The sequence below is a fragment of the Streptomyces sp. A0592 genome (assembly GCF_004795115.1).
GTDB lineage: Bacteria > Actinomycetota > Actinomycetes > Streptomycetales > Streptomycetaceae > Streptomyces > Streptomyces erythrochromogenes.
In genome coordinates this window covers 21405-42974 of record NZ_SSBM01000006.1, presented here as the reverse complement: position 1 = coordinate 42974, position 21570 = coordinate 21405, and the positions used below count along the sequence as shown (strand labels likewise).

The following is a 21570-nucleotide window of genomic DNA, read 5'->3' as shown; positions in this document are numbered from 1 at the left end:
CCTCGGAGGATTCGGTTCCAGTATCGGGTACGCGGAGCTGGGGTTCCGCTGCGGACCGGCCGGTCCGGGTCGGGCGACCCGGACCGGCCGCGCTCCGGGTCAGCCGACCCCGAGCCAGCCCTCGATCGGGTGCAGGGCGAAGAAGACCACGAAGATCCCGGTCAGCGCCCACATGAAGCCGCCGATCTCCCGGGCCTTGCCCTGAGCGATCTTGATGGCGACGTAGGACAGCACACCGGCGGCGACGCCGGCCGTGATCGAGTACGTGAACGGCATGATCACGACGGTCAGGAAGACCGGGATCGCCGTCGCGCTGTCGGCCCAGTCCACGTGGCGGGCGTTCTGCATCATCATCGCGCCGATGACCACCAGGGCCGCGGAGGCGACCTCACCCGGGACGATCTGCGTGATCGGGGTGAAGAAGAGGCAGGCCGCGAAGAACAGGCCGGTCACGACGGAGGCGAGACCCGTGCGGGCACCCTCGCCGACGCCGGTCGCGGACTCCACGAACACGGTCTGGCCGGAGCCGCCCGAGACGCCGCCGATGGCGCCGCCGGCGCCGTCGATGAAGAGCGCCTTCGACAGGCCCGGCATGCGGCCCTTGTCGTCGGCCAGCTTGGCCTCGGTACCGACACCGATGATGGTGGCCATCGCGTCGAAGAAGCCGGCCAGCACCAGGGTGAAGACGATCATGCCGACCGTCATGTAGCCGACGTCGCCCCAGCCGCCGAACGAGACGTCGCCGAAGAGCGAGAAGTCGGGCATCGAGACCGCGGAGCCGGAGAGCTCCGGCGGGCCGCTGCGCCAGGCCTTGGGGTCGATGTTCGCGACGGCGTTCACGATGGCCGCGACGACGGTGCCGCCGACGATGCCGATCAGGATCGCGCCCGGGATCTTGCGGGCCTGCAGCATGAAGATCGCGAGCAGGGTGAGGCAGAAGATCAGGACCGGCCAGCCGGCGAGCTCACCGACCGAGCCGAGCTGGAGCGGGGGCCCCTGCTCGGGGCCGCGGCCGACGAAGCCGGCCTTCACGAGGCCGATCAGGGCGACGAACATGCCGATGCCCATGGTGATCGCGTGCTTGAGCGCGAGGGGGATCGCGTTCATGATCATCTCTCGGAGGCCGGTGACGACCAGGAGACAGATCACGACACCGTAGACCACGCACATGCCCATGGCCTGCGGCCAGGTCATCTGCGGGGCCACCTGCGAGGCGAGCACACCGGAGACGGAGAGTCCGGCGGCCAGGGCCAGCGGGACCTTGCCGACGAAGCCCATCAGGAGCGTCGTGACGGCTGCCGCGAACGCCGTGGCGGTGATGATGGCCGAGGCCTCCATCGACGTGCCGGCGGCGTCCTTGCCCGACAGGAGCAGCGGGTTGAGCAGGAGGATGTACGCCATGGCCATGAAGGTCGTGATACCGCCACGGACCTCGTTGCCGACGTTGGACCCTCTATGGGTTATATGAAAGTAGCGGTCGAGCCAAGAGCTGCCCGCCGGAGTGGGGGAGCCGTCTCCGGCCTCCTCCGCGGTGGTCTTGGACTCCACTGACGACTGGGTCATGGTGCCTAACTCCCAAGGTTCAAAGGGGCACCCGCTTGGGGATTGGAGATTGCGGGATTTGGGATGGTGCGTTTGGCTGCACGACCCGGGGTGACGGCCCGAGGCGACGCGAATGTTCACTGCGTGTACTGCGGGTAGTGCGGGGTGACCGCTGGTACTACATGGGGGTTTTCGCAGGGGTACTGCCGGCTGAAGGGGACCGCGAGCGGTGCGGTGCTTCGTAGGTACTCCGGGCGGTGCGGCGGTGAAGTGTGACGTTCCCGAGTCACACCGCCCGGAGAGTCCGAGGGGGTCCGGGGGCCTCGCGGCCCCCGGACCGGGTCCGTCCTAGAGGGTCCCGGTGAGGGCTTCCGGACGGATCGGGGTCTTGTTGAGCTCCAGCCCGGTCGCCTGCCGGATCGCCGCGAGGACGGCCGGGGTGGACGACAGGGTCGGGGCCTCGCCCAGACCGCGAAGGCCGTACGGCGCGTTCGGGTCGGCGAGCTCCAGGACGTCGACCGGGATGGTCGGGGTGTCGAGGATGGTCGGGATCAGGTAGTCCGTGAAGGAGGGGTTGCGCACCTTCGCGGTCTTCGGGTCCACGATGATCTCCTCCATGACCGCCACGCCGAGGCCCTGGGTGGTACCACCCTGGATCTGGCCGACCACGGAGAGCATGTTGAGGGCCTTGCCCACGTCCTGGGCGGTCGCCAGCTCGACCACCTTGACCAGGCCGAGCTCGGTGTCCACCTCGACGACCGCGCGGTGCGCGGCGAAGGTGTACTGGACGTGGCCGTCGCCCTGGCCGGTCTTCAGGTCGAAGGCGACCGTCGGACGGTGGCGGAACTCCAGCTCGAGGTCGATCGCCTCGTTCTCGAGGATGTCGGCGATGTCCGCGAGGACCTCGCCGCCGTCGGTGACGACCTTGCCGCCCTCCAGGAGGAGCTCGGCGTGCGCCCAGGCCGGGTGGTAGGAGCCGTTCTTGCGGCGGCCCATCTCCAGCAGCGCCTCGCGGACGTGCTCACAGGTGTTCTTCACGGCGCCACCGGTCATGTACGTCTGCCGCGAGGCGGACGTGGAACCGGCGGAGCCGACCTGCGTGTCGGCCGGGTGGATGGTCACCTGCGTGACGCCCAGCTCGGTACGGGCGATCTGCGCGTGGACGGTGACGCCGCCCTGGCCGACCTCCGCCATGGCCGTGTGGACCATCGCGACGGCCTCGCCGTTGATGACCTCCAGGCGCACGCGGGCGGTGGAGTAGTCGTCGAAGCCCTCGGAGAAGCCGACGTTCTTGATGCCGACCGCGTAGCCGACGCCGCGGACGACGCCCTCGCCGTGGGTGGTGTTCGACAGACCGCCCGGCAGCGCGCGGACGTCCGCGCCCTCGCCGGCCGTCTCCCACTGGCGCTCCGGCGGCAGCGGGCGGGCCTTGACCCGGCGCAGCAGCTCGGCGACCGGGGCCGGGGAGTCCACGACCTGGCCGGTGGGCATGATCGTGCCCATCTCCATGGCGTTCAGCTGGCGGAACTCGACCGGGTCCATGCCCAGCTTCGCCGCGAGCTTGTCCATCTGGGCCTCGTACGCGAAGCAGGCCTGGACGGCGCCGAAGCCGCGCATCGCGCCGCAGGGCGGGTTGTTCGTGTAGAGCGCGATCGCCTCGATGTCGACGTCGTCGATGACGTACGGGCCGACGGAGAGGGAGGACGCGTTGCCGACGACGGCCGGGGAGGCCGAGGCGTAGGCACCGCCGTCGAGCACGATCTTGCACTTCATGTGCGTGATCTTGCCGTCCTTGGTGGCGCCGTGCTCGTACCAGAGCTTCGCCGGGTGGCGGTGCACGTGGCCGAAGAAGGACTCGAAGCGGTTGTAGACGATCTTGACCGGCTTGTTGGTCGCGAGGGCCAGCAGGCAGGCGTGGATCTGCATCGAGATGTCCTCGCGGCCGCCGAAGGCACCGCCGACGCCGGAGAGCGTCATGCGCACCTTCTCCGGCGGCAGGCCCAGGACCGGGGCGATCTGCTGGAGGTCCGAGTGCAGCCACTGGGTGGCGACGTAGAGGTCGACACCGCCGTCCTCGGAGGGCACGGCGAGACCGGACTCCGGGCCGAGGAAGGCCTGGTCCTGCATGCCGAAGGTGTACTCGCCCTCGACGATGACGTCGGCGCGCTTGCGGGCCTCCTCCACGTTGCCGCGGATGATCGGCTGGCGGTGCACGATGTTCGGGTGCGGGACGTGACCGGAGTGGTGGTCGTCGCGGCCCTCGTGGATCAGCGGCGCGTCGGCGGCGAGCGCCGAGGCCTCGTCCGTGACGAGCGGCAGCTCCCGGTAGTCGATCTTGATCTTGGCGGCCGCGCGGCGGGCGGTCTCCGGGTGGTCGGCGGCCACGAGGGCGACCGGCTCACCGTGGTGGCGTACCCGGCCGTTGGCGAGAACGGGGGTGTCCTGGATCTCCAGGCCGTAGTTCTTCATCTCGGCCGGCAGGTCGTCGTACGTCAGGACCGAGTAGACGCCCGGCATGGCCAGCGCCTCGGAGATGTCGATGGAGACGATCTCGGCGTGGGCGACGGTGCTGCGCAGGGTCTGGCCCCACAGCATGTCCTCGTGCCACATGTCCGAGGAGTACGCGAACTCACCGGTGACCTTGAGGGTGCCGTCCGGGCGGAGCGTGGACTCGCCGATGCCGCCCTTGTTGTGCTTCTGGGTGACGTTCGTCGGCGTACCGACGGTGCGGGTGTTCTGGGCCATGGTCAGACCGCCTCTCCCTGACGGGCGGCCGCGAGGCGGACCGCGTCGAGGATCTTCTCGTAGCCCGTGCAACGGCACAGGTTGCCGGAGAGGGCCTCACGGATGTCCTGGTCGGACGGGTCCGCGTTGCGCTCCAGGAGCTCGTCGGCCTGGACCAGCAGACCCGGGGTGCAGAAACCGCACTGGACGGCGCCGGCGTCGATGAACGCCTGCTGGATGTTGGAGAGCTCGATGCCCTCACCGGTCTGCGAGTCGCCGGGCTTGGCGGCCCACTTCTTCGCCTCGTCGGTGGACACGCCCTTGCTGCCGCAGCCGCCGCCGGTGCCGCAGGCACCGCCGTGGCCGTGCTGCTCACGCTGCTTGGCGAAGTCGGCCAGGCCCTCGACGGTCACGACGTCGCGGCCCTCGACCTGACCGGCGGCGACCAGGCAGGAACAGACCGGCACGCCGTCGAGGCGGACGGTGCAGGAACCGCACTCGCCCTGCTCGCACGCGTTCTTGGAGCCGGGCAGACCCAGGCGCTCACGCAGCACGTAGAGAAGGGACTCGCCCTCCCAGACGTCGTCGGCTTCCTGCTGACGACCGTTGACGGTGAAATTGACGCGCATGATTACGCAGCCCCTTCAAGCGAGCGGCCGTTCGTGCCGCGGTACTGCTCCCAGGTCCAGACGAGCTGGCGGCGAGCGAGGATGCCAACCGCGTGACGGCGGTACTTCGCCGTGCCACGGACGTCGTCGATCGGGTTGCACGCGCCGGAGGCGAGCTCACCGAACTGCTTGGCGATCGACGGGGTGATGACCTTGCCGTTGTCCCAGAAGCCGCCCTCTTCGAGCGCGGCGTTCAGGAACTCCTCGGCGGCCTTGGCCCGGATCGGGGTCGGGGCGGCCGAGGCGATGCCCGTACGCACGGTGCGGGTGTCGGGGTGCAGGGCGAGGCCGAAGCCGCACACCGCGATGACCATCGCGTTGCGGGTGCCGACCTTCGAGTACTGCTGGGGGCCCGTGGCGTTCTTGAGGTGGACCGACTTGATGAGCTCGTCGGCGGCCAGCGCGTTGCGCTTCACGCCGGTGTAGAACTCGTCGATCGGGATCATGCGCGAGCCGCGTACGGACTCGACCTCGACCTCGCAGCCCGCGGCCAGCAGGGCGGGGTGGGAGTCACCGGCGGGCGAGGCGCAACCGAGGTTGCCGCCGACACCGCCGCGGTTGCGGATCTGCGGGGACGCGACCGTGTGCGAGGCGAGTGCGAGACCCGGCAGGGTGGTCCGCAGGTTCTCCATGATCTGGGTGTACGGGACGGAGGCGCCGAGCTTGGTGACCTCCTCGCCTACCTCCCACTCCCGCAGCAGCTCGATGCGGTTGAGGTCGAGGAGGTACTCCGGACGGCGGTGGTCGAAGTTGATCTCGACCATGATGTCGGTGCCACCCGCAATCGGCACAGCTGTGGGGTACTCGGCCTTAGCGGCGAGCGCCTCCTCCCAGCTGGCGGGGCGAAGGAAGTCCATGTCGGCTCTCTTCTTCTTAATCGGGTCGTTCACTTCAAGCCAGGAGGCCTAAGGGCCCTCGACTGGTCGTTCACGTGCTGTTAACGCGGTGTGGACTCAGTACACAAGCCGCGCGTCCCCCGGGTGCAGTCACCGAAACCATGAAGGAGTTGGCTGACGGCCTCCCTCGTCTTGTAGATTCGTATGAAAGGCAGGATGCGACGACCTGCCCGATTTCCAACGGCAACATTCGAGACAGATCGGCGGCGACATCATGCGGCTGCGCGCACTGCTGGAGACCGAGGCGCTGGGGCTGCGGCTGCTCGGCGGCGAGGACGAACTCGACCGTACGGTCCGCGGGGTCATGACGACCGACCTGCGCGATCCCAGCCGGTACCTGTCCGGGGGCGAACTCGTCCTCACCGGCCTGGCATGGAGACGAAATTCAGCCGACTCCGAGCCATTCGTACGAATCCTCGCGAGCGCCGGCGTCGCGGGGCTGGCGGCGGGCGAGGCGGAGCTGGGCGACATCCCGGACGACCTCGTATCGGCCTGTGTGCGCAACCGGCTGCCGCTGTTCGCCGTGAACGAGGACGTTGCATTCGCCACGATCACCGAGTACGTCGTACGGCAGGTCTCGGGCGAGCGCGCCGGGGACCTGGCGGCCGTCGTGGACCGGCACCGCCGCCTGATGACCTCGGGTCCGGCGGGGGGCGGCCCCGACGTGGTGCTGGATCTCCTCACCACCGACCTCGACCTCCGGGCCTGGGTACTGTCCCCCACCGGCCGGCAGATCGCCGGGGCGGGAGAGCCGCTCGCGTCGGGCATCTGCGCAGCGCTGGCGGGCGAGCACCTCGCGGCGGTCCGGACGGGCCGCAGGGGGCCGCACCGGATCTCCATCCAGGGTATTACCTACTCGCTCTTCCCGATCAGGGGACACAGCCGCGGCGCGGCGGGCCCTGCCGCCCGCGACGTGCGCGAGACCGTGCTCTCCGACTGGCTGCTGGCCGTCGAGGCGGACGCCGGCGACTGGCCGGCCGAGCGCCTGGACCTGCTCCAGGGCGTCACCCAGCTGATCGCCGTGGAGCGCGACCGGCGCGACGCCGCCCGCACCGTGCGCCGCCGCCTCGCGCAGGAGGTCCTGGAGCTGGTCCAGACGGGCGCGGCGCCCGCCGAGATCGCCGCCCGCCTGCGGGTCGCGGCCCCGGTGCTGCTGCCCGGACTGGGCGCGGCCCCGCACTGGCAGGTCGTGGTGGCCCGGGTGGACTGGGACAGCGGGGACATCCCCGGCGGCCCGGTGGCCCAGTCGCTGCTGGAGGAGATCCTCGTCGACCCGTCGGTCTCGGGCCCGGAGCCGTCCGACCGGATCGCCGTGGCCCATGCGGGCGACGAGGCCATCGCGCTCGTACCGCTGCCCTCGCTGTCCGGTGACGCCGGGGAGGACAAGGGCCCGGACTCGGCCCTGCACGCCGACGAGCTGCTGGCGACCGTACGGGACCCCCTGGCGGCCGGTCTGGCCGACGACGGCCGGCTCACGCTCGGTGTCAGCGCGGCCGTGCACTCCGCCGAGGGGCTGCGCGGGGCGCTGGAGGAGGCCCGGCACGCCCGCCGGGTCGCGGCGGCCCGGCCGGGCCGGGTCTGCGCGGCGGGCCACCACGAGTTGGCCTCGCACGTGCTGCTGCTGCCGTTCGTCCCGGACGACGTGCGCCGCGCCTTCACCGCCCGGCTGCTGGACCCGCTGCGGGACTACGACCGGCGCCACCGGGCGGAGCTCATCCCTACGCTGGAGGCCTTCCTGGACTGCGACGGGTCCTGGACCCGCTGCGCGACCCGCTTGCACCTGCACGTCAACACGCTGCGCTACCGGGTCGGGCGAATCGAGCAGTTGACGGCGCGGGACCTGTCCCGGCTGGAGGACAAGCTCGACTTCTTCCTGGCACTGCGCATGAGCTGAGGAGATCCTCTCCGCCGGCGGCCACGGGGTGGCCGGCGGCGCTGATGATCCGTCCGGACTTTGTGAAAGAGTTCACCCGACCCCTTGGCCGGAGCCTGCGATCCGTGCTCTCATTTCGCCCCAGGGCTCAACCATGTGCTGCTTGATTGCTTCGGGGAGGGCAATGTGGCGGATACCGCCATGTCGGGTGCCGGTTCCACCGGGGGAGACGACCCCCTCCAGCGGGCGATATGGCGGCTGCGCTCGCGCGGCTGTTGGACCGATGCGGCGGCTCTGCTGACGCCCCACGTCGGCAGGGACGGCCGGGCGGCGGCCGCGGTGCAGCGCACCGCGCTGCTGGTCGAGCGGTGTCTCTTCACGGGCCAGGGCTGGTCCGAGGCCGAGGACGCGCTGCGGGTCGCCGAGGCGGTCGCCCAGGACGACGACGACCGGGGCGCGGCAGCGTGCGAGCGGGGCCAGCTGGCCTACGCCGCGACCGTGCTGGGCGTACGCGACCGGGCCGACGAGGCACGCTCGGCGCTGGGCCGGGCCGCGGCCCTGCTGTCACCGGGCTCCCGGACCCGTCCGTTGCTGGACTTCCGCCGCGGCCTGGTCGCCGAGCACCTCGCGGACGCCCCGCAGTCCGCCCGGCCCGCCTACCGCCGCGCCCACGCCGGGGCGGAGGCGCACGGGGACACCCTGCTGCTGTCGTTCACGTTCCGGCACCTGGCCGCGCTGGCCCTGCGGGACGGCGAGGTGGCCGAGGCCCGCAAGGGGTTCGCGGAGTCGCTGCGGATCCGGGAGGACCTGGGCTTCCTGATCGGCACCGCCCCGGCGCTGGCGGCGCTGGCCGAGGCCGAGCCGGAGCCGGAGGCCACCCGGCTGCGCGCGGAGGCCCGACGGCTGTTCCACCTCCTGGGCGGCATCCCCACCTGGCTGGCGGACCAGCTCCATCCGGCGCCGTCACCCGCCCCCTCTCCCGCGGCGTAGCCGGGCCGGCTCCGCTCGTGCGCCTCGACGGCCGGCCGGCACTCCATGTGCGGACCCTCGCACAGCGGCCCTGCCGGTTTTCGAGGCGCGGTTACGGGGCGGAGCCGCGGGGGCGGCCCGCCCGGCGTCCGAGGCCCGGTGCCGGGCGGGCCCGGACGGACCCGGGCGGACCCGGGCCCCCGAGCCGCTGAGCCCGTCGGCGCCCGCGGCGGAGGCCGGGGCGGAGCCCCGGGGCTTGAGGCCGCCCGGGCGGTCGGGACCGGGTCCGGGCGGGCCCGGGTCCTGGAGCCGCCGGGGGCACCGCAGGGGTCAGGATCCGGCGAAGTGCTCCCGTACCAGGGATTCCACCACCGGGAGGTCGCGGGCGATCAGGGCCTCCAGCAGGGCCGAGTGCTCGGCCGCGTCGGCGACGAGATCGGCCCGCCGCACCCGGGGAGCGCCCGGCAGGGGCCACTGGGCACGGCGGTGGAGCTCCTCCGCCACCTGGACCAGCTGGTCGTTGCCGGCCAGCCGCAGCACCGCCCGGTGGAAGGCCCGGTCCGCCTCCGCGTAGCCCGGCAGGTCGCCCGAGGCGGCCGCCTCGGCCGTGGCGGCGGCGGCCGGGCGCAGGGTCTGCCACGTGCCTTCGGGCACGGTGCGGGCCAGTCGCAGCATGACGGGGACTTCGAGCAGCGCCCGGACCTCGGCCAGCTCGGCACGCTCCCGCGGGGTGCGGGACAGGACGCGGAAACCCCGGTTCGGGAGGCATTCCACCGCTCCCTCGACGGCCAGCTGCTGCATCGCCTCGCGCACGGGGGTCGCGGAGACCCCGAAGCGCTCCCCCAGCGCCGGGCCGGAGTAGATCTCCCCGGGCACGAGCTCGCCGTCGACCAGGGCCGCGCGCAGGGCGTCGAGGACCTGCCCGCGCACGGAATGGCGCATGACCTTCCGCTTTTGTGCCGGTACCCGGGCGTGGGCCGTTTCGTGCACTCGGTCCTCCTCGTCCGGGTCTCGACCTGTCCCGAGAGAATAGGTGACGCCCCGCGCGACGGGTGGGTGCGGATCCTTCCGAATCAGGTAAGGTAAGGCTTACCTGTTAACGATCGTGTGATCGGTGGTCCGTCATGACCGTCTCGACCCTCCCGGCGCTCGCCCCCGCCCCGCCCGGCTCTGCGGTGGCGGAAGCGTTCGCCCGGCTGGCCGACGTGTACGGCGGACTGCGGGTCGTCGAGCGAGCCGCGCACGAGCCCTCCCCTCGCGGTGCGGGGTGGGTCGGCGCGGACGAGCTGGCGGCCGGCGGGGCCGCCCTGGACGCCTTCCTCGCCTGGGACAACGCCCAGGTCCTGAGGGACTACGGGACCCAGGCGCGGCCCGATGTGATCGCGAGCTTCGGGCTGCACCGGTACGCGTGGCCCGCCTGCCTCCTGATCACGCTCCCGTGGTTCCTCGACCGGCGGGTCCCCCGGCTCCCGGTCGCCGAGGTCGCCTTCCACCGGACCCTCGGCCGGATGACCGTGCATGTCGAGAGCTTCGCCTGCCTGCCGGACGACCCGGCGGCCGCCCTCCCCGGGGCCCGGGTCGTGCCCGACGAGGAGGCGCTGCGCGAAGAGGTGCGGGCTGCGGTGGCCCAGCACCTCGAACCCGTGCTGAATGGTTTCGGCCCGCGCATGCGGCGCGGCCGCCGCGCCCTGTGGGGCATGGTGACGGACGAGGTCGTCGAGAGCCTCTGGTACGCGGGCCAGCTGCTCGGCGAGGAACAGCGGGCCATGGCCGAACTGGAGGCACTCCTGCCGGGCTCGACGGCCCCGTACACCGGGGGCGCCGGATTCCGCACGCTCCCGGGCCCCGACGGCCGCGAACTCCCCACCCGGGACCGGGCCAGCTGCTGCTTCTTCTACACGATCCGCCCGGAAGACACCTGCGTCACCTGCCCCCGCACCTGCGACGCGGAGCGCATCACCCGCCTCACGGCCGAAGCCGCCTGAGCCCACGGCTGCGCCCCGGGCCGCCGCCGGATCCGGGGGACGAGCGCCAACCCACCCGTAGAGGTGGCCCCAATCGAACGCAACTCCGGTCGCACGACAGCCAGTTCGAGATACAACACCCTATCCGGCGGGCCACGCCCCCCGATGGCGTCCACTTGCCCCGAAACCCGCGTGCACGGCGCACCGCCTGCGCCACTATGGCGCCCGGAAAACCGCACAGCCGCATACGCGAGGCAAGGGACATCCGCATGAGACTGACCGACATATCGCTGGACTGGCTGCTGCCCGGCAGTCTGCTGATCCTGGGCGTACTTGCGGCGGTTGCGGTACTGGCACGGGGCAAGCGCGAGAGCGAGAAGGCCGCGGCCGACGACAGCTGGGAGCGCAGCGAGGAGCGGCGGCGGCGCAAGGAGGCCGTCTACGGCACGGCCTCCTACGTCCTGCTCTTCTGCTGCGCGGCGGTGGCCGCCGCGCTCTCCTTCCACGGGCTGGTCGGCTTCGGCCGGCAGAACCTCAACCTCTCCGGAGGCTGGGAGTACCTGGTGCCCTTCGGCCTCGACGGCGCCGCCATGTTCTGTTCGGTCCTCGCGGTCCGCGAGGCCAGCCACGGTGACGCGGCCCTCGGTTCGCGCATGCTGGTCTGGCTGTTCGCGGGGGCGGCCGCCTGGTTCAACTGGGTGCACGCCCCGCGCGGTCTGGGTCACGACGGTGCTCCGCAGTTCTTCGCGGGGATGTCGCTCTCGGCGGCCGTCCTCTTCGACCGCGCCCTCAAGCAGACCCGCCGGGCGGCGCTGCGCGAACAGGGCCTGATCCCGAGGCCGTTGCCGCAGATCCGGATGGTCCGCTGGCTGCGGGCCCCCCGGGAGACCTTCGGCGCGTGGTCCCTCATGCTGCTGGAGGGGGTGCGCACCCTCGACGAGGCCGTGGACGAGGTGCGCGAGGACAAGAAGGAGCGGGAGCAGGACCGGCACCGCAGGCGCGACCAGAACCGGCTCGACCGGGCGCGCATCAAGGCGCTGGGCCGGCAGAACCGGGCGTTCGGGCGGTCCCGCGGCCGCCAGGTCGAGCTCCCGGAACTCACGCAGGGAGCGGGCTCCGCGCCGGTCGGCGCGGAGCCGGCCATACCGGAATCGGGACAGCTGCCGCTACGCCCCCGGCCCTCCCTGCAGGCCGTGGGCCGCACCGAATCCCCTGACGTGACCGGCACCCGGACGGTGGACCTCACCGCCGAGGACGACACCCAGACCATTCCCCGGCTGGACTCACTGGAGCGCAAACTGAAAGACCTGGAGCAGCAGTTCGGCTGACAGGTCCGGACAAGGAGACACCCCTCAGGGCCCGCCCGTTCAGGCGGGCCCTGAGGCGTACGGGGCCTCGCGGCGCCCGTCCAGCTCGAACCACACCACCTTGCCCCCGCCCAGGGCGAGCGCGTCCACGCCCCACTCGTCGGCCAGCGCCTCCACCAGCACCAGTCCCCGGCCGTGCGTACCGTCGTCGGCGGTCGGTACGTACGGCCGGGGTCGGCGTGCCGCGTGGTCGCGGACCTCCACCCGTAACCGTGCGGCCATGAGGCTCGCGGACACCTCCGCGCCCCGGTCGGTGTGGACGAGTGCATTCGTGACGAGCTCCGTGATCAGCAACTCGGCCACGTCCGTGGCCTCGGTCCTGCACCGGTGGCGCATCAGCTCCCTGAGGGCCCGGCGGACCTCGCCCACCGCCTTCAGGTCCGCGCGGCGCACGCTCCGGGTGATGCGCAGCGTGTCCACCGCTCCCCCGTCCTCGGCGGTGGACGGTTCGCGCGGTACCGGCGCCCCTCTCCTCCACAGCTTCCCCGTCTTCGCCCCCACCCGCACGACGGTGTCCCTCCCGTGTCCATTGCTCTCGAACAGGCCTACGGGATGCATGCCCCCCGGGGGGATCCGCACTCCTGCGGGCTTACGGGCGTGGCACGTTGCGGAGGTTGGATCGAGCCATCTGGATCATCCGGCCCACCCCTCCGTCGAGCACGATCTTGCTGGCGGACAGTGCGAATCCGGTCACCATCTCGGCGCTGATCCTCGGTGGAATCGACAGGGCGTTGGGGTCGGTCACCACGTCCACCAGAGCGGGTCCGCGATGCCGGAAGGCGTCCTTCAAAGCACCGGTGAGCTGCTTGGGCTTCTCCACGCGGACCCCGTAGGCGCCCGCCGCGCGGGCGATCGCGGCGAAGTCCGGGTTCTTGTTCTGCGTCCCGTAGGAGGGAAGGCCGGAAACCAACATCTCCAACTCGACCATTCCGAGGGATGAGTTGTTGAAGAGCACCACTTTGACGGGCAGGTCGTACTGCACCAGGGTGAGGAAATCTCCCATCAGCATGGAGAAACCGCCGTCGCCGGACATCGACACCACTTGACGGCCGGGATCGGTGAACTGTGCGCCGATGGCCTGCGGGAGGGCGTTCGCCATCGAGCCGTGGCTGAAGGAGCCGATGATGCGGCGCTTGCCGTTCGGGGAAAGATAGCGCGCCGCCCACACATTGCACATGCCCGTGTCGACCGTGAACACCGCGTCCTCGTCGGCCAGTTCGTCGAGGACCGAGGCCACGTACTCGGGATGGATCGGGGTGTGCTTCTCGACCTTGCGGGTGTAGGCCTTCACCACCCCTTCCAGGGCGTCGGCGTGCTTCTTCAGCATCCGGTCCAGGAAGCGGCGGTCCGTCTTGGCCTTCACCCGGGCGTTGAGGGCGCGCAGGGTCTCCCGCACGTCTCCCCACACCGCGAGGTCCAGCTGGGAGCGCCTCCCGAGGTGTTCGGGGCGGATGTCCACCTGGACGATCTTCACGTCGTCGGGCAGGAAGGCGTTGTACGGGAAGTCCGTGCCGAGCAGGATCAGCAGGTCGCACTCATGGGTGGCCTCGTAGGCCGCGCCGTAGCCGAGCAGCCCGCTCATGCCGACGTCGTAGGGGTTGTCGTACTGGATCCACTCCTTGCCGCGCAGGGCGTGCCCGACGGGGGCCTTGACCCGGCCGGCGAACTCCATCACCTCGGCGTGCGCCCCGGCGGTGCCGCTGCCGCAGAAGAGCGTGACCCGGTCCGCCTCGTCGACGAGCCGGACCAGCTTCTCGATCTCGCCGTCGCCGGGCCGCACGGTGGGCCGGGCGGTGACGAGTGCGTGCTCCACCGCCTTCTCCGGGGCCGGCTGGGCGGCGATGTCCCCGGGCAGCGCGACCACGCTGACGCCGCTGCGGCCGATGGCGTGCTGTACGGCGCTCTGGAGCAGCCGGGGCATCTGCTGCGGGTTGGAGATCAGCTCGCTGTAGTGGCTGCACTCGCGGAACAGCTGGTCGGGGTGGGTCTCCTGGAAGTAGCCCAGGCCGATCTCGCCGGAGGGGATGTGCGAGGCCAGCGCGAGGACCGGGGCCATCGAGCGCTGGGCGTCGTACAGCCCGTTGATCAGGTGGAGGTTCCCGGGGCCGCAGGAGCCGGCGCAGGCGGCGAGGCGGCCGGTGATCTGGGCCTCGGCTCCCGCCGCGAAGGCCGCGGTCTCCTCGTGGCGGACCTGGATCCACTCGATGCCGTCCGTCCGGCGGATCGCGTCCACCACGGGATTGAGGCTGTCGCCGACCACTCCGTACATCCGCCGCACACCGGCGCGCACGAGGATGTCGACGAACTGCTCCGCCACGTTCTGCTTGGCCATGCCTCCCATCCAGCCACGACCGCGCCGGTTACGCCTCCCAGACTGCGGCGGCCGTGCGGTCGTCGGCGTACCCCTTGAGGCGGAGCTGGGTGTCCGCGAGGAACGCGGCGAGACCGGGCGGCTCCGGCTCGGCCCAGCGCGCGGCGAGCTCCGCCCGGAGGGCTGCCTCCTCCCGCATGGGCTCCGCCAGGCCGCCCGAGCACAGGAGCAGGATGTCCCCCGGTCTGGCCACGGCGGCCCGGAACCGGAAGACGCTGCCGGGCTCGCCGACCGCGTCGGCCGGCTCGGCGGCATCGGCCGAGGGGGCCGGCTCGGGTGCGGCCGGGCCGGTGGGCTCCAGGTCCTGCCATTGCCCCGAACGGAGCCGGAACAGTCCGCCCGCGCCGGATCCGAAGCACACCCGGGTGCGGCATTCCGGGTCCACCGGGAGCAGCAGCCCGCGCAGTCCCGCCGTGTACTCCTCCTCCGCGAGCCCCAGCTCGGCGGCGCGGGCCCGCAGGCGTCCGTAGCCGCGGTCGGTGAGGCGCTGGAGGCCGGAGCGCAGGGCGTCGCGGCGCCCGGCCCGGATGTCCTCGGCCAGCCTGCCCTGGCTGCGGCCGACGGCCGCGGCGACCGTGCGGCACAGTTCGGCGGCGGCCTCGGCGGCGCCGGGCGCGGCCCGGTCCCCGCCGGCGAGGGCCACCAGGACCAGGGCGTCGTCGCCGCTGCCGAACCGGGCGGTGAGCAGGAAGTCCCGGCGGCTCTCGCCGCGGTAGCGGGCGGAGTCGCCGCGCAGGGAGGCGGCCCGGAGGGTGTGGGCGCCGTAGCGGGCGCCCTCCAGGACGGTGTCCGGGACCAGCGCGTCGAGGGCGGCCGGGTCCGCGGGCGGGAGCGGGCCCGGTTCGGCGGCGTAGGTGGGGGCGCGGTCGCCCAGGTGCCGTACTTCGGGCCGCTCCTGCGGCACGGCGGCCTCCTGGGCGGGCGCGCCGGCGGGGGCGCGTGGCGGTTCGGGCGGGGGCGCGGGCTGCGGCACCTCCTCGGTGCGGTCCGCCGGGCGCGGCGCCTGGGCACGCCGGGTGGGCAGCTCCGGGCCGGGCGCGGGCGGCACCTCGACGCCCCCGAGGGCGTAGCCGGTGGCGCCGCCGGTGCGCGGATCGCGCGGCTGGGCGCCGTGCCAGGGCGGGGCCGGGGGCGGCGGCGGGACGTAGCGCTCGCCGGGCGGCGCGGCCGGGGATGCCGGCTGGGGCGGCACGGCAGGCGCCACGCCCGGTGGCGGCGGCGCGTGCGGTGGCGCGGCGGCGGCGCCGGAAGCGACCTCCTGAGCGGGCGGCGGGGCGAGCGGCCCGAACCCCGGGCCGGACGTGGCCCCTTCCGCGACGGGCGGTACGGCCGGAGCCGCCGACGGCGCCCGCGGTGGCCCTGCCGGTACGTCGGGAGCCGCACGCCGAGCCGGATCCGCCCCGGCCGTTTCACCCGGGAGAGGGGCTTGTACGGGCGGTGGCCCGGCCTGGCCGCCGGGAGTCGCGGCCGGAGCCGGCGGCGGGCCGTACGGCCCGCCGGGCAGCGGCACCTGCACCGCCGGCTGGTCGAGGGCGAGGCCCGGGGGCTGCGCCGGGGCGTACCGCCCGCCGGGCGGGGCCCCTTCCGCCGCGGGCGGCACGGACGGTGGCGCCGGTGGCCCGGCCGGTGCGTCACCTGCCGGGGGCGGAGCGGGCGCCGGTGCCGGCGGGACGTGCGTTCCGCCGGGCGACTTCACCTGCCCGGCTCCCGGCCGGCCGGGAGCCGGGCGTGACGTCGTACCGTGCGGCGGACGATGGGGACCGACCGGCGGCGCGGGCGGTTCCGCGGGCCGGGCGTCGGGGGCCGGGCGCGGTGCGGGGACCGGCCCCGCCACCGTGGGCCGGGCGGGCTCCCGTCGGACCGCGTCCGGCAGCGGAGGCCGTGCGGGCAGGCCGGTGTCCGGCTCCGGGCGGGGCGCCGGCAGCGGGCCGCGTCCCGGCCCGGGTCCGGGCCCGGCCTCCCGTACCGGCTCCGGCGGTGCGGGAGGCGGCGCCCCGGCCGGGTCCCCCGTCACTCCGGCCGCCGACCGGAACCGGTTGTCGAGGGTGTCCCCCGGGTCGGGTGCCGGTCCCGCTTCGGGGTCCTCGTAGAGCTTCTGCCACCAGTCGTCCGCGCCCTGCTGACTCATGCCCTCATTCTCGGCCCCCGGTGGGGGCCGAAAACGCCGAATGCGCGAAAAGGGTCCACCGGGCCGCCGCCCGGTGAACCCCCTCCGTCCTGCCCGTACGGATCAGCGGACGTCGTACGCCCGCGCGACCGTCTGGGTGACTGTCGCGCCCTTCGCGTCGGTCAGTTCGACCCTCAGCGAGACCGGCTTGCCGGAGGCCCCGGCGTGGTCGACGACCGCCGTCCAGGTGCCCTCGTGCCGGCCGACCTTCGCCTGCGTCCAGTTCTCGCCGTCGTAGGAGTACGCCAGCGCGGCCGACGTCAGCGCTCCGGGCACGTAGCCCGCGTGGCCCGTGACGCCCAGCCCGATCGTCTGGCCGTTCGCCGCAGCGACGGTCTTCATCCCGTCCATCGGGGCCGCGTACCGCGGGAAGAGGACCGGCAGGCCCTGCGAGTACGCCGACGCGTCGAGCCTGGAGGTGAAGCCCCAGGTCGTGCTGACCGAGGTGGACCGCTGCCAGGTGCGCGAGGGCGGGCCGATCTTCTCGATGGACTGGGTCAGTTCGTAGCGGCCCTCTTCGGCCGGGACCTCGAAGACCCCGAACGGGTACCAGCTGTCTCCGATGACCTCGCCGTCGCGCCGGAGCCGGAGGTTGCCGATGTCCCCGAAGGAGCCCGGCTGCGCGGCGTGCGTACTGTCGCCCCACATCGCGGGCGCGAAGCCGATCAGGTTGCCCTGCCGCTCGGCGGCGAGGGTCTCCCTGCCCGCGAGGTCGCGGGGCGCGACCGGGCCGGTCACCCCGTCGTACCAGGCGGCCTTGCTCCTGGCGCCCTTGGCGTAGGTGCGCTGCTCGCCCGTCATGAACTCGCCCCAGGGGAAGCTGCTGGAGAGCAGCTGGTCCCAGGCGGTGTCCCCGGCGGAGTAGAACTCGGTCCGCTTGCCGGGCGTCGCGACGGTCTCGATCCCGCCGAAGTACACGGCGCTGCCGATGGGCCGGTAGGCGCCCGCCATGTCGATGAAGTCGGCGGCCACGCCCATGGAGTGGTAGGTGGACTCGACCTGGCCGAGGTCGCGGTCGCGGACCCGGTGGGTGCGGCCGCTCTTGATCTCTCCCGTCTCGGGGAAGGCCAGCGAGTAGACGTACGGGCTCTTCGCCGTGGCCTTCCAGGACAGTGCGACCCGGCCGGCGGCGAGCCTGGCCAGGAGCGCCTTGGCCTCGGCGGCCTCGATGGTCATCGTGGGCAGCGCACCGCCCGCGTAGCCGGTGAAGGCGGCCCATCGGCCCGGGGCCTCGCGGTGGGCGAGGACGGCCTTGGCACCCGCGGCCTGAGCGTTCTGCGCGACCTCGTGGAGGGCGCCGTCCACGGCCTTCACCAGGACGACGGCGTCCTTGGCGCCGGCCGCGGCGAGTTCCGCGGGGGTGCCGGAGCCGGCGTCGACGAGCGGCGCGCCGCCGGTGCCGTCGAGGTTGTCGCTGCCGGTGGACGCGGTGAGCGGGTGCAGGACCGGTCCGCCGGCGACCCTCAGCTCGGAGACCAGCGGGGCGGCAGCCCGCCAGTAGCCGGTGAACTCGAAGTCGCCGTCCTTCGCGCGGCCTTCGACGGAGGAGTAGAAGCCGCGGATGGTGCGGCCGCCCATGGCGGTTCCGGCGTGCAGCCAGGTGTCGTCCCAGCTGCGGGCGAAGCCGAGGGTGGTGTTGCGGGCCTCGACCGGCCTGTCGGCCTCGATGGACAGGCGCCCGGCCCTGCGGGCGTCGAGCACGATGGTCGTGTCCTTCTTCACCTCGGTCTGGGGGCGGCCGAGGTAGGTGAGGGAGTCGATCATCTCCGCGCCCTCGCCGGGGTCGGCGGTGGCGACGAAGGCGGACAGGAAGTAGGCGCCGGGGCGGACCCGGTAGACCTGGTCGGCGGCGCCGTCGTTGAAGCGGCGCTCGCCGGAGGCGTCGTCGGTGCCGATCACGTCCAGCGAGGAGGGTCCGGCGGCGGGCTTGCCGGCCCGGTCGAGGAGCTTGACCCGCAGGGTCACCGTCTCCGGCTCGACGTAGAGCGAGAAGGGGGTGGAGACGCGTACGCCGTCGGCCGTGGCGACGACGCGGCCGGTGACGTCCCCGTACTGCGCTCGCTCCAGCTTCGCGGCCGGGTCGAGGGCGAGGGGCACCGTGACGGTGGCGCCGGCCGGGACGGTCACGGTGCGCCGGTCGAGCCGGGCGACCTGGCTGCGGACGGGGGATCCGTCGTTGCCGGCGACCTTCTCGACGGCGAGGTGCAGTGTCACGGGGTTCTTGCCGGTGTTGGTGTACGGGACCTCGACGCTGCGGCGGTCGCTGCGGTCCTGCGGCCAGTTGTACGTGCCGCCCTGGACGGCGGGGGCGCCGGTGACGGTGGTGTCGAGAGCGGCCTTGACGTCGAGGCGGCCGGCGCCCGTCTCCCGTACGTCCCCGGGGACGTTGGTGTTCGCGGAGCCCACGAGGGCGGCCTTGATCTGCTGTCCGGTCCAGTCGGGGTGGCGCTGCTTGACGATCGCGGCGGCGCCCGCGACGTGCGGGGTGGCCATGGAGGTGCCGGACATGGACTGGTAGGCGTACACCCCGCGGCCGCCCGCGGCGGCGGCGGAGATGCCGACGCCGGGTGCGGAGATCTCGGGCTTGAGGGTGTGCTGCAGACCGGCGGGGCCGCGGCTGGAGAAGGGGGCCGTGGTGTCGTCCCGGTCGACGGCGCCGACCGTCAGCACGCTGGGGGCGCAACCGGGCGAGGAGACCGTGTTGTTGCCGGGGCCGGAGTTGCCCGCGGCGATCACGAAGAGCGGGCCCTGCCGGGAGAGCCGTTCGGCGGCCGCGGCGAGCGGGTCGTCGCAGGCGGTCTGCGAGGGGTCGCCGAGGCTCATGGAGACCACGTCGGCCTTGGACTCGACGGCCCATTCCATGCCGGCGATGATCCACGAGTCGAGGCCGTAGCCCCCGTCGTTGAGGACCTTGCCGCTGAGCAGTTCCGCGCCGGGGGCGACGCCCTTCTTGGCTCCGCCGCTCTCGGCTCCGGAGCCGCCGACGGTGGAGATGGTGTGCGTACCGTGGCCCTGCCGGTCGGCGTCGGTGTCGGAGTCGGTGAAGTTCTTCGAGGCGGAGACCCGGCCCTTGAGGTCGGGGTGCTCCAGATCCGTGCCGGTGTCCAGGACGGCGACCTTGGTGCCCTTGCCGTCGTATCCGGCGGCCCAGGCGGCGGTCGCGGCGACCTGGCGCGTCGAACGCTCCAGGTTCGCCCGGACCCGGCCGTCCAGCCACAGCTTCTTCAGGCCGCCCGTGGCCGTGCGCGCGGTGGCGTCCCTACCGGTGATGTCGGCCCAGAAGGCAGCGGCCTGCTCCTTGTCCGCGGAGAGGGCCACGGCGCCGATGGAGCCGAGGACCAGGGAGCGGTCGGCGCCGCGGGGCGCGGGCGGCGCGCTGCGCGCCACGTTCACGGATCCGTCGTAGACCGCGATGAGCGGCAGCTTCTTGGTGTGGGCGTCGTCGTAGCCCTGCCGGACGAGGCCGGTGACGTTGAAGAGTTCGTGGTCGGCACGGCCCGCGGCGAGGGCCGCGACCGCGGCCTCGGGGTACACGTACAGGTCCTGGCCCGACTGCCGGGTCTGCACGAGCGGCTGGGAGCCGTCCTCGCGCGGCATCGCGGTCGCGGCGGTGCGGCCGGCCGCGTCGGTGGACACCAGGATCCGGTCACCGGTGACGAGGGTCACGGTGACGGGGGCGGTGGGCTGCTTTCCGGCCGCCTGGCTCCCGACGAGTGGTCTCTTCCCCGCTCCGGGCGCTCCGTCGGCCGGCTGCGCCGTCGACGGGCCGACGGCGGTGGCGGCGAGGACGGCCGCTGTGGCCGCCCCGATCGCCGTGCGCGATATCGGGCGCATCGCTCTCCCCAGGTGAATTCCGGCCAACCGCTGCATTGCACGGCAAAGCTGCCGCGCAAATGGCTTCTGGCCGGCGGATGTTGGTGCTGCGGTGGCGCAACCTTGGCAGAGGGGCGGGGGGTGCGGCGATGATGTCGGCGGCGGGTTTGCGCCGTGGCCGCTTCCCGCCAGGAGCCGTGTCGAAAGGTGGTGGACGGGTTGCTGGGTGCCATAGGCCTGGACGAGGGCCAGGAGTCCGCGTACCGCGTACTGGTGGCGCTGGGCGCGGCCGAGGTCCCCGACCTCGCACACCGGCTGACGCTGCCGGTGCCGCAGACCGAACGGGCCCTGCGCCACCTGGAGCGGCACGGGCTGGCGGCGCAGTCCTCGGCCCGGCCGGGGCGCTGGGTGGCGGCACCGCCGGGGGTCGCGCTCGGGGCCCTGCTGACCCAGCAGCGGCACGAACTGGAGCAGGCGGAGCTGGCGGCGGCGCTGCTGGCGGAGGAGTACCGGGCGGAGGCGGCCGAACCGGCGGTGCACGACCTCGTGGAGGTGGTGCAGGGGGCGAGCGCGGTGGCACACCGCTTCCACCAGCTCCAGCTGGGCGCGGAGAAGGAGGTGTGCGCGCTGGTCAGCGGCCGCCCCCAGGTGGTGACGGGGACGGACAACGAGGCGGAGGACCGGGCCTCGGTGCGCGGGGTCGACTACCGGGTGGTGATCGAGCGGGAGGTACTGACCCTGCCGAGCGGGATCCGGGAGGCGTCGACGGCGCTCGCCCGGGGCGAGCAGGTCCGGGTGACGGCGGAGGTCCCGACGAAGCTGGTGATCGCGGACCGGACCCTCGCCATGGTCCCGCTGACCGCGCGCGGTGCGGAGCCGGCGGCGCTGGTGGTGCACGCGTCCGGGCTGCTGGAGTCCCTGACGGGCCTGTTCGAGGCGGTGTGGCGGGAGTCGCTGCCGCTGCGGCTGGGCGCGTCCGGCGCGGCGGAGGAGTCCGAGGGCATCCCGGACGCCACGGACCTGGAGATCCTCTCGCTGCTGCTGGCGGGCATGACCGACGCGAGCGTGGCCAAGCACCTGGAGCTCGGTCTGCGGACGGTGCAGCGGCGGGTCAAGGGACTGATGGAGGCGGCGGGGGTGACGACCCGGCTGCAGCTGGGCTGGCACGCGTACGAGCGCGGCTGGGTGGCCCGCTAGCCGAGCGTCGGGCACGCTG

The 21570-nt window shown here is 73.2% G+C and carries 14 protein-coding genes; 5 read left to right on the top strand and 9 right to left on the bottom strand.

Annotation, left to right across the window (positions count from 1 at the left end; translation table 11 throughout):
- Positions 1 to 99: 99 nt before the first annotated feature.
- From E6U81_RS11235 to E6U81_RS11220, 4 genes are all read right to left on the bottom strand, one after another.
- Positions 100 to 1563 (bottom strand): NCS2 family permease, encoded by a 1464-nt coding sequence (locus tag E6U81_RS11235; protein WP_136229936.1) that lies wholly within the window; start codon positions 1561 to 1563, stop codon positions 100 to 102.
- Between the two features lie 327 nt (positions 1564 to 1890).
- Positions 1891 to 4287, bottom strand: a complete 2397-nt coding sequence (gene pucD / locus E6U81_RS11230) for a xanthine dehydrogenase subunit D (protein ID WP_136229935.1) — start codon at positions 4285 to 4287, stop codon at positions 1891 to 1893.
- A gap of 2 nt (positions 4288 to 4289) precedes the next feature.
- Entirely contained in the window at positions 4290 to 4895 is a 606-nt protein-coding gene (locus E6U81_RS11225; protein WP_031151977.1) for a (2Fe-2S)-binding protein, read from the bottom strand.
- A gap of 2 nt (positions 4896 to 4897) precedes the next feature.
- Positions 4898 to 5791 carry an FAD binding domain-containing protein gene (locus E6U81_RS11220; RefSeq protein WP_030665373.1) on the bottom strand — a complete coding sequence of 298 codons (894 nt, stop codon included), beginning with the start codon at positions 5789 to 5791 and terminating at the stop codon, positions 4898 to 4900.
- 253 nt (positions 5792 to 6044) lie between these two features.
- Between E6U81_RS11220 and E6U81_RS11215 the strand changes: the two genes are divergently transcribed.
- Both E6U81_RS11215 and E6U81_RS11210 read left to right on the top strand, forming a co-directional pair.
- Positions 6045 to 7724 carry a PucR family transcriptional regulator ligand-binding domain-containing protein gene (locus E6U81_RS11215; RefSeq protein ID WP_136229934.1) on the top strand — a complete coding sequence of 560 codons (1680 nt, stop codon included), beginning with the start codon at positions 6045 to 6047 and terminating at the stop codon, positions 7722 to 7724.
- 165 nt (positions 7725 to 7889) lie between these two features.
- The gene (locus E6U81_RS11210) at positions 7890 to 8693 is read left to right on the top strand and encodes a hypothetical protein (protein ID WP_136229933.1); all 804 of its coding nucleotides are present in this window, start codon (positions 7890 to 7892) and stop codon (positions 8691 to 8693) included.
- 309 nt (positions 8694 to 9002) lie between these two features.
- Here E6U81_RS11210 and E6U81_RS11205 read toward each other — a convergent pair whose 3' ends face one another.
- Entirely contained in the window at positions 9003 to 9662 is a 660-nt protein-coding gene (locus tag E6U81_RS11205) for a GntR family transcriptional regulator (protein ID WP_240803759.1), read from the bottom strand.
- Positions 9663 to 9796: 134 nt separating this feature from the next.
- Here E6U81_RS11205 and E6U81_RS11200 point away from each other — a divergent pair, with 134 nt between their 5' ends.
- The gene (locus tag E6U81_RS11200; protein WP_136229931.1) at positions 9797 to 10657 is read left to right on the top strand and encodes a (2Fe-2S)-binding protein; all 861 of its coding nucleotides are present in this window, start codon (positions 9797 to 9799) and stop codon (positions 10655 to 10657) included.
- Positions 10658 to 10905: 248 nt separating this feature from the next.
- Positions 10906 to 11964, top strand: coding sequence for a DUF2637 domain-containing protein (locus E6U81_RS11195; protein WP_136229930.1), 1059 nt, complete (start codon positions 10906 to 10908; stop codon positions 11962 to 11964).
- A gap of 39 nt (positions 11965 to 12003) precedes the next feature.
- Here E6U81_RS11195 and E6U81_RS11190 read toward each other — a convergent pair whose 3' ends face one another.
- The 4 genes from E6U81_RS11190 to E6U81_RS11175 form a co-directional block, all read right to left on the bottom strand.
- Positions 12004 to 12414 (bottom strand): ATP-binding protein, encoded by a 411-nt coding sequence (locus E6U81_RS11190; RefSeq protein ID WP_240803777.1) that lies wholly within the window; start codon positions 12412 to 12414, stop codon positions 12004 to 12006.
- 178 nt (positions 12415 to 12592) lie between these two features.
- A complete protein-coding gene (locus E6U81_RS11185) occupies positions 12593 to 14335 on the bottom strand; it encodes a pyruvate dehydrogenase (RefSeq protein WP_136229929.1) in 1743 nt (580 codons plus the stop codon).
- A 28-nt stretch (positions 14336 to 14363) separates the two neighbouring features.
- Positions 14364 to 15566 carry a protein phosphatase 2C domain-containing protein gene (locus E6U81_RS41910; RefSeq protein WP_346766138.1) on the bottom strand — a complete coding sequence of 401 codons (1203 nt, stop codon included), beginning with the start codon at positions 15564 to 15566 and terminating at the stop codon, positions 14364 to 14366.
- Between the two features lie 1038 nt (positions 15567 to 16604).
- Entirely contained in the window at positions 16605 to 20375 is a 3771-nt protein-coding gene (locus tag E6U81_RS11175; protein WP_136229927.1) for a S8 family serine peptidase, read from the bottom strand.
- 198 nt (positions 20376 to 20573) lie between these two features.
- On the opposite strand from E6U81_RS11175, the gene E6U81_RS11170 reads away from it, so the two are divergent.
- Entirely contained in the window at positions 20574 to 21551 is a 978-nt protein-coding gene (locus E6U81_RS11170) for a helix-turn-helix domain-containing protein (RefSeq protein WP_136229926.1), read from the top strand.
- Positions 21552 to 21570 lie beyond the last annotated feature (19 nt).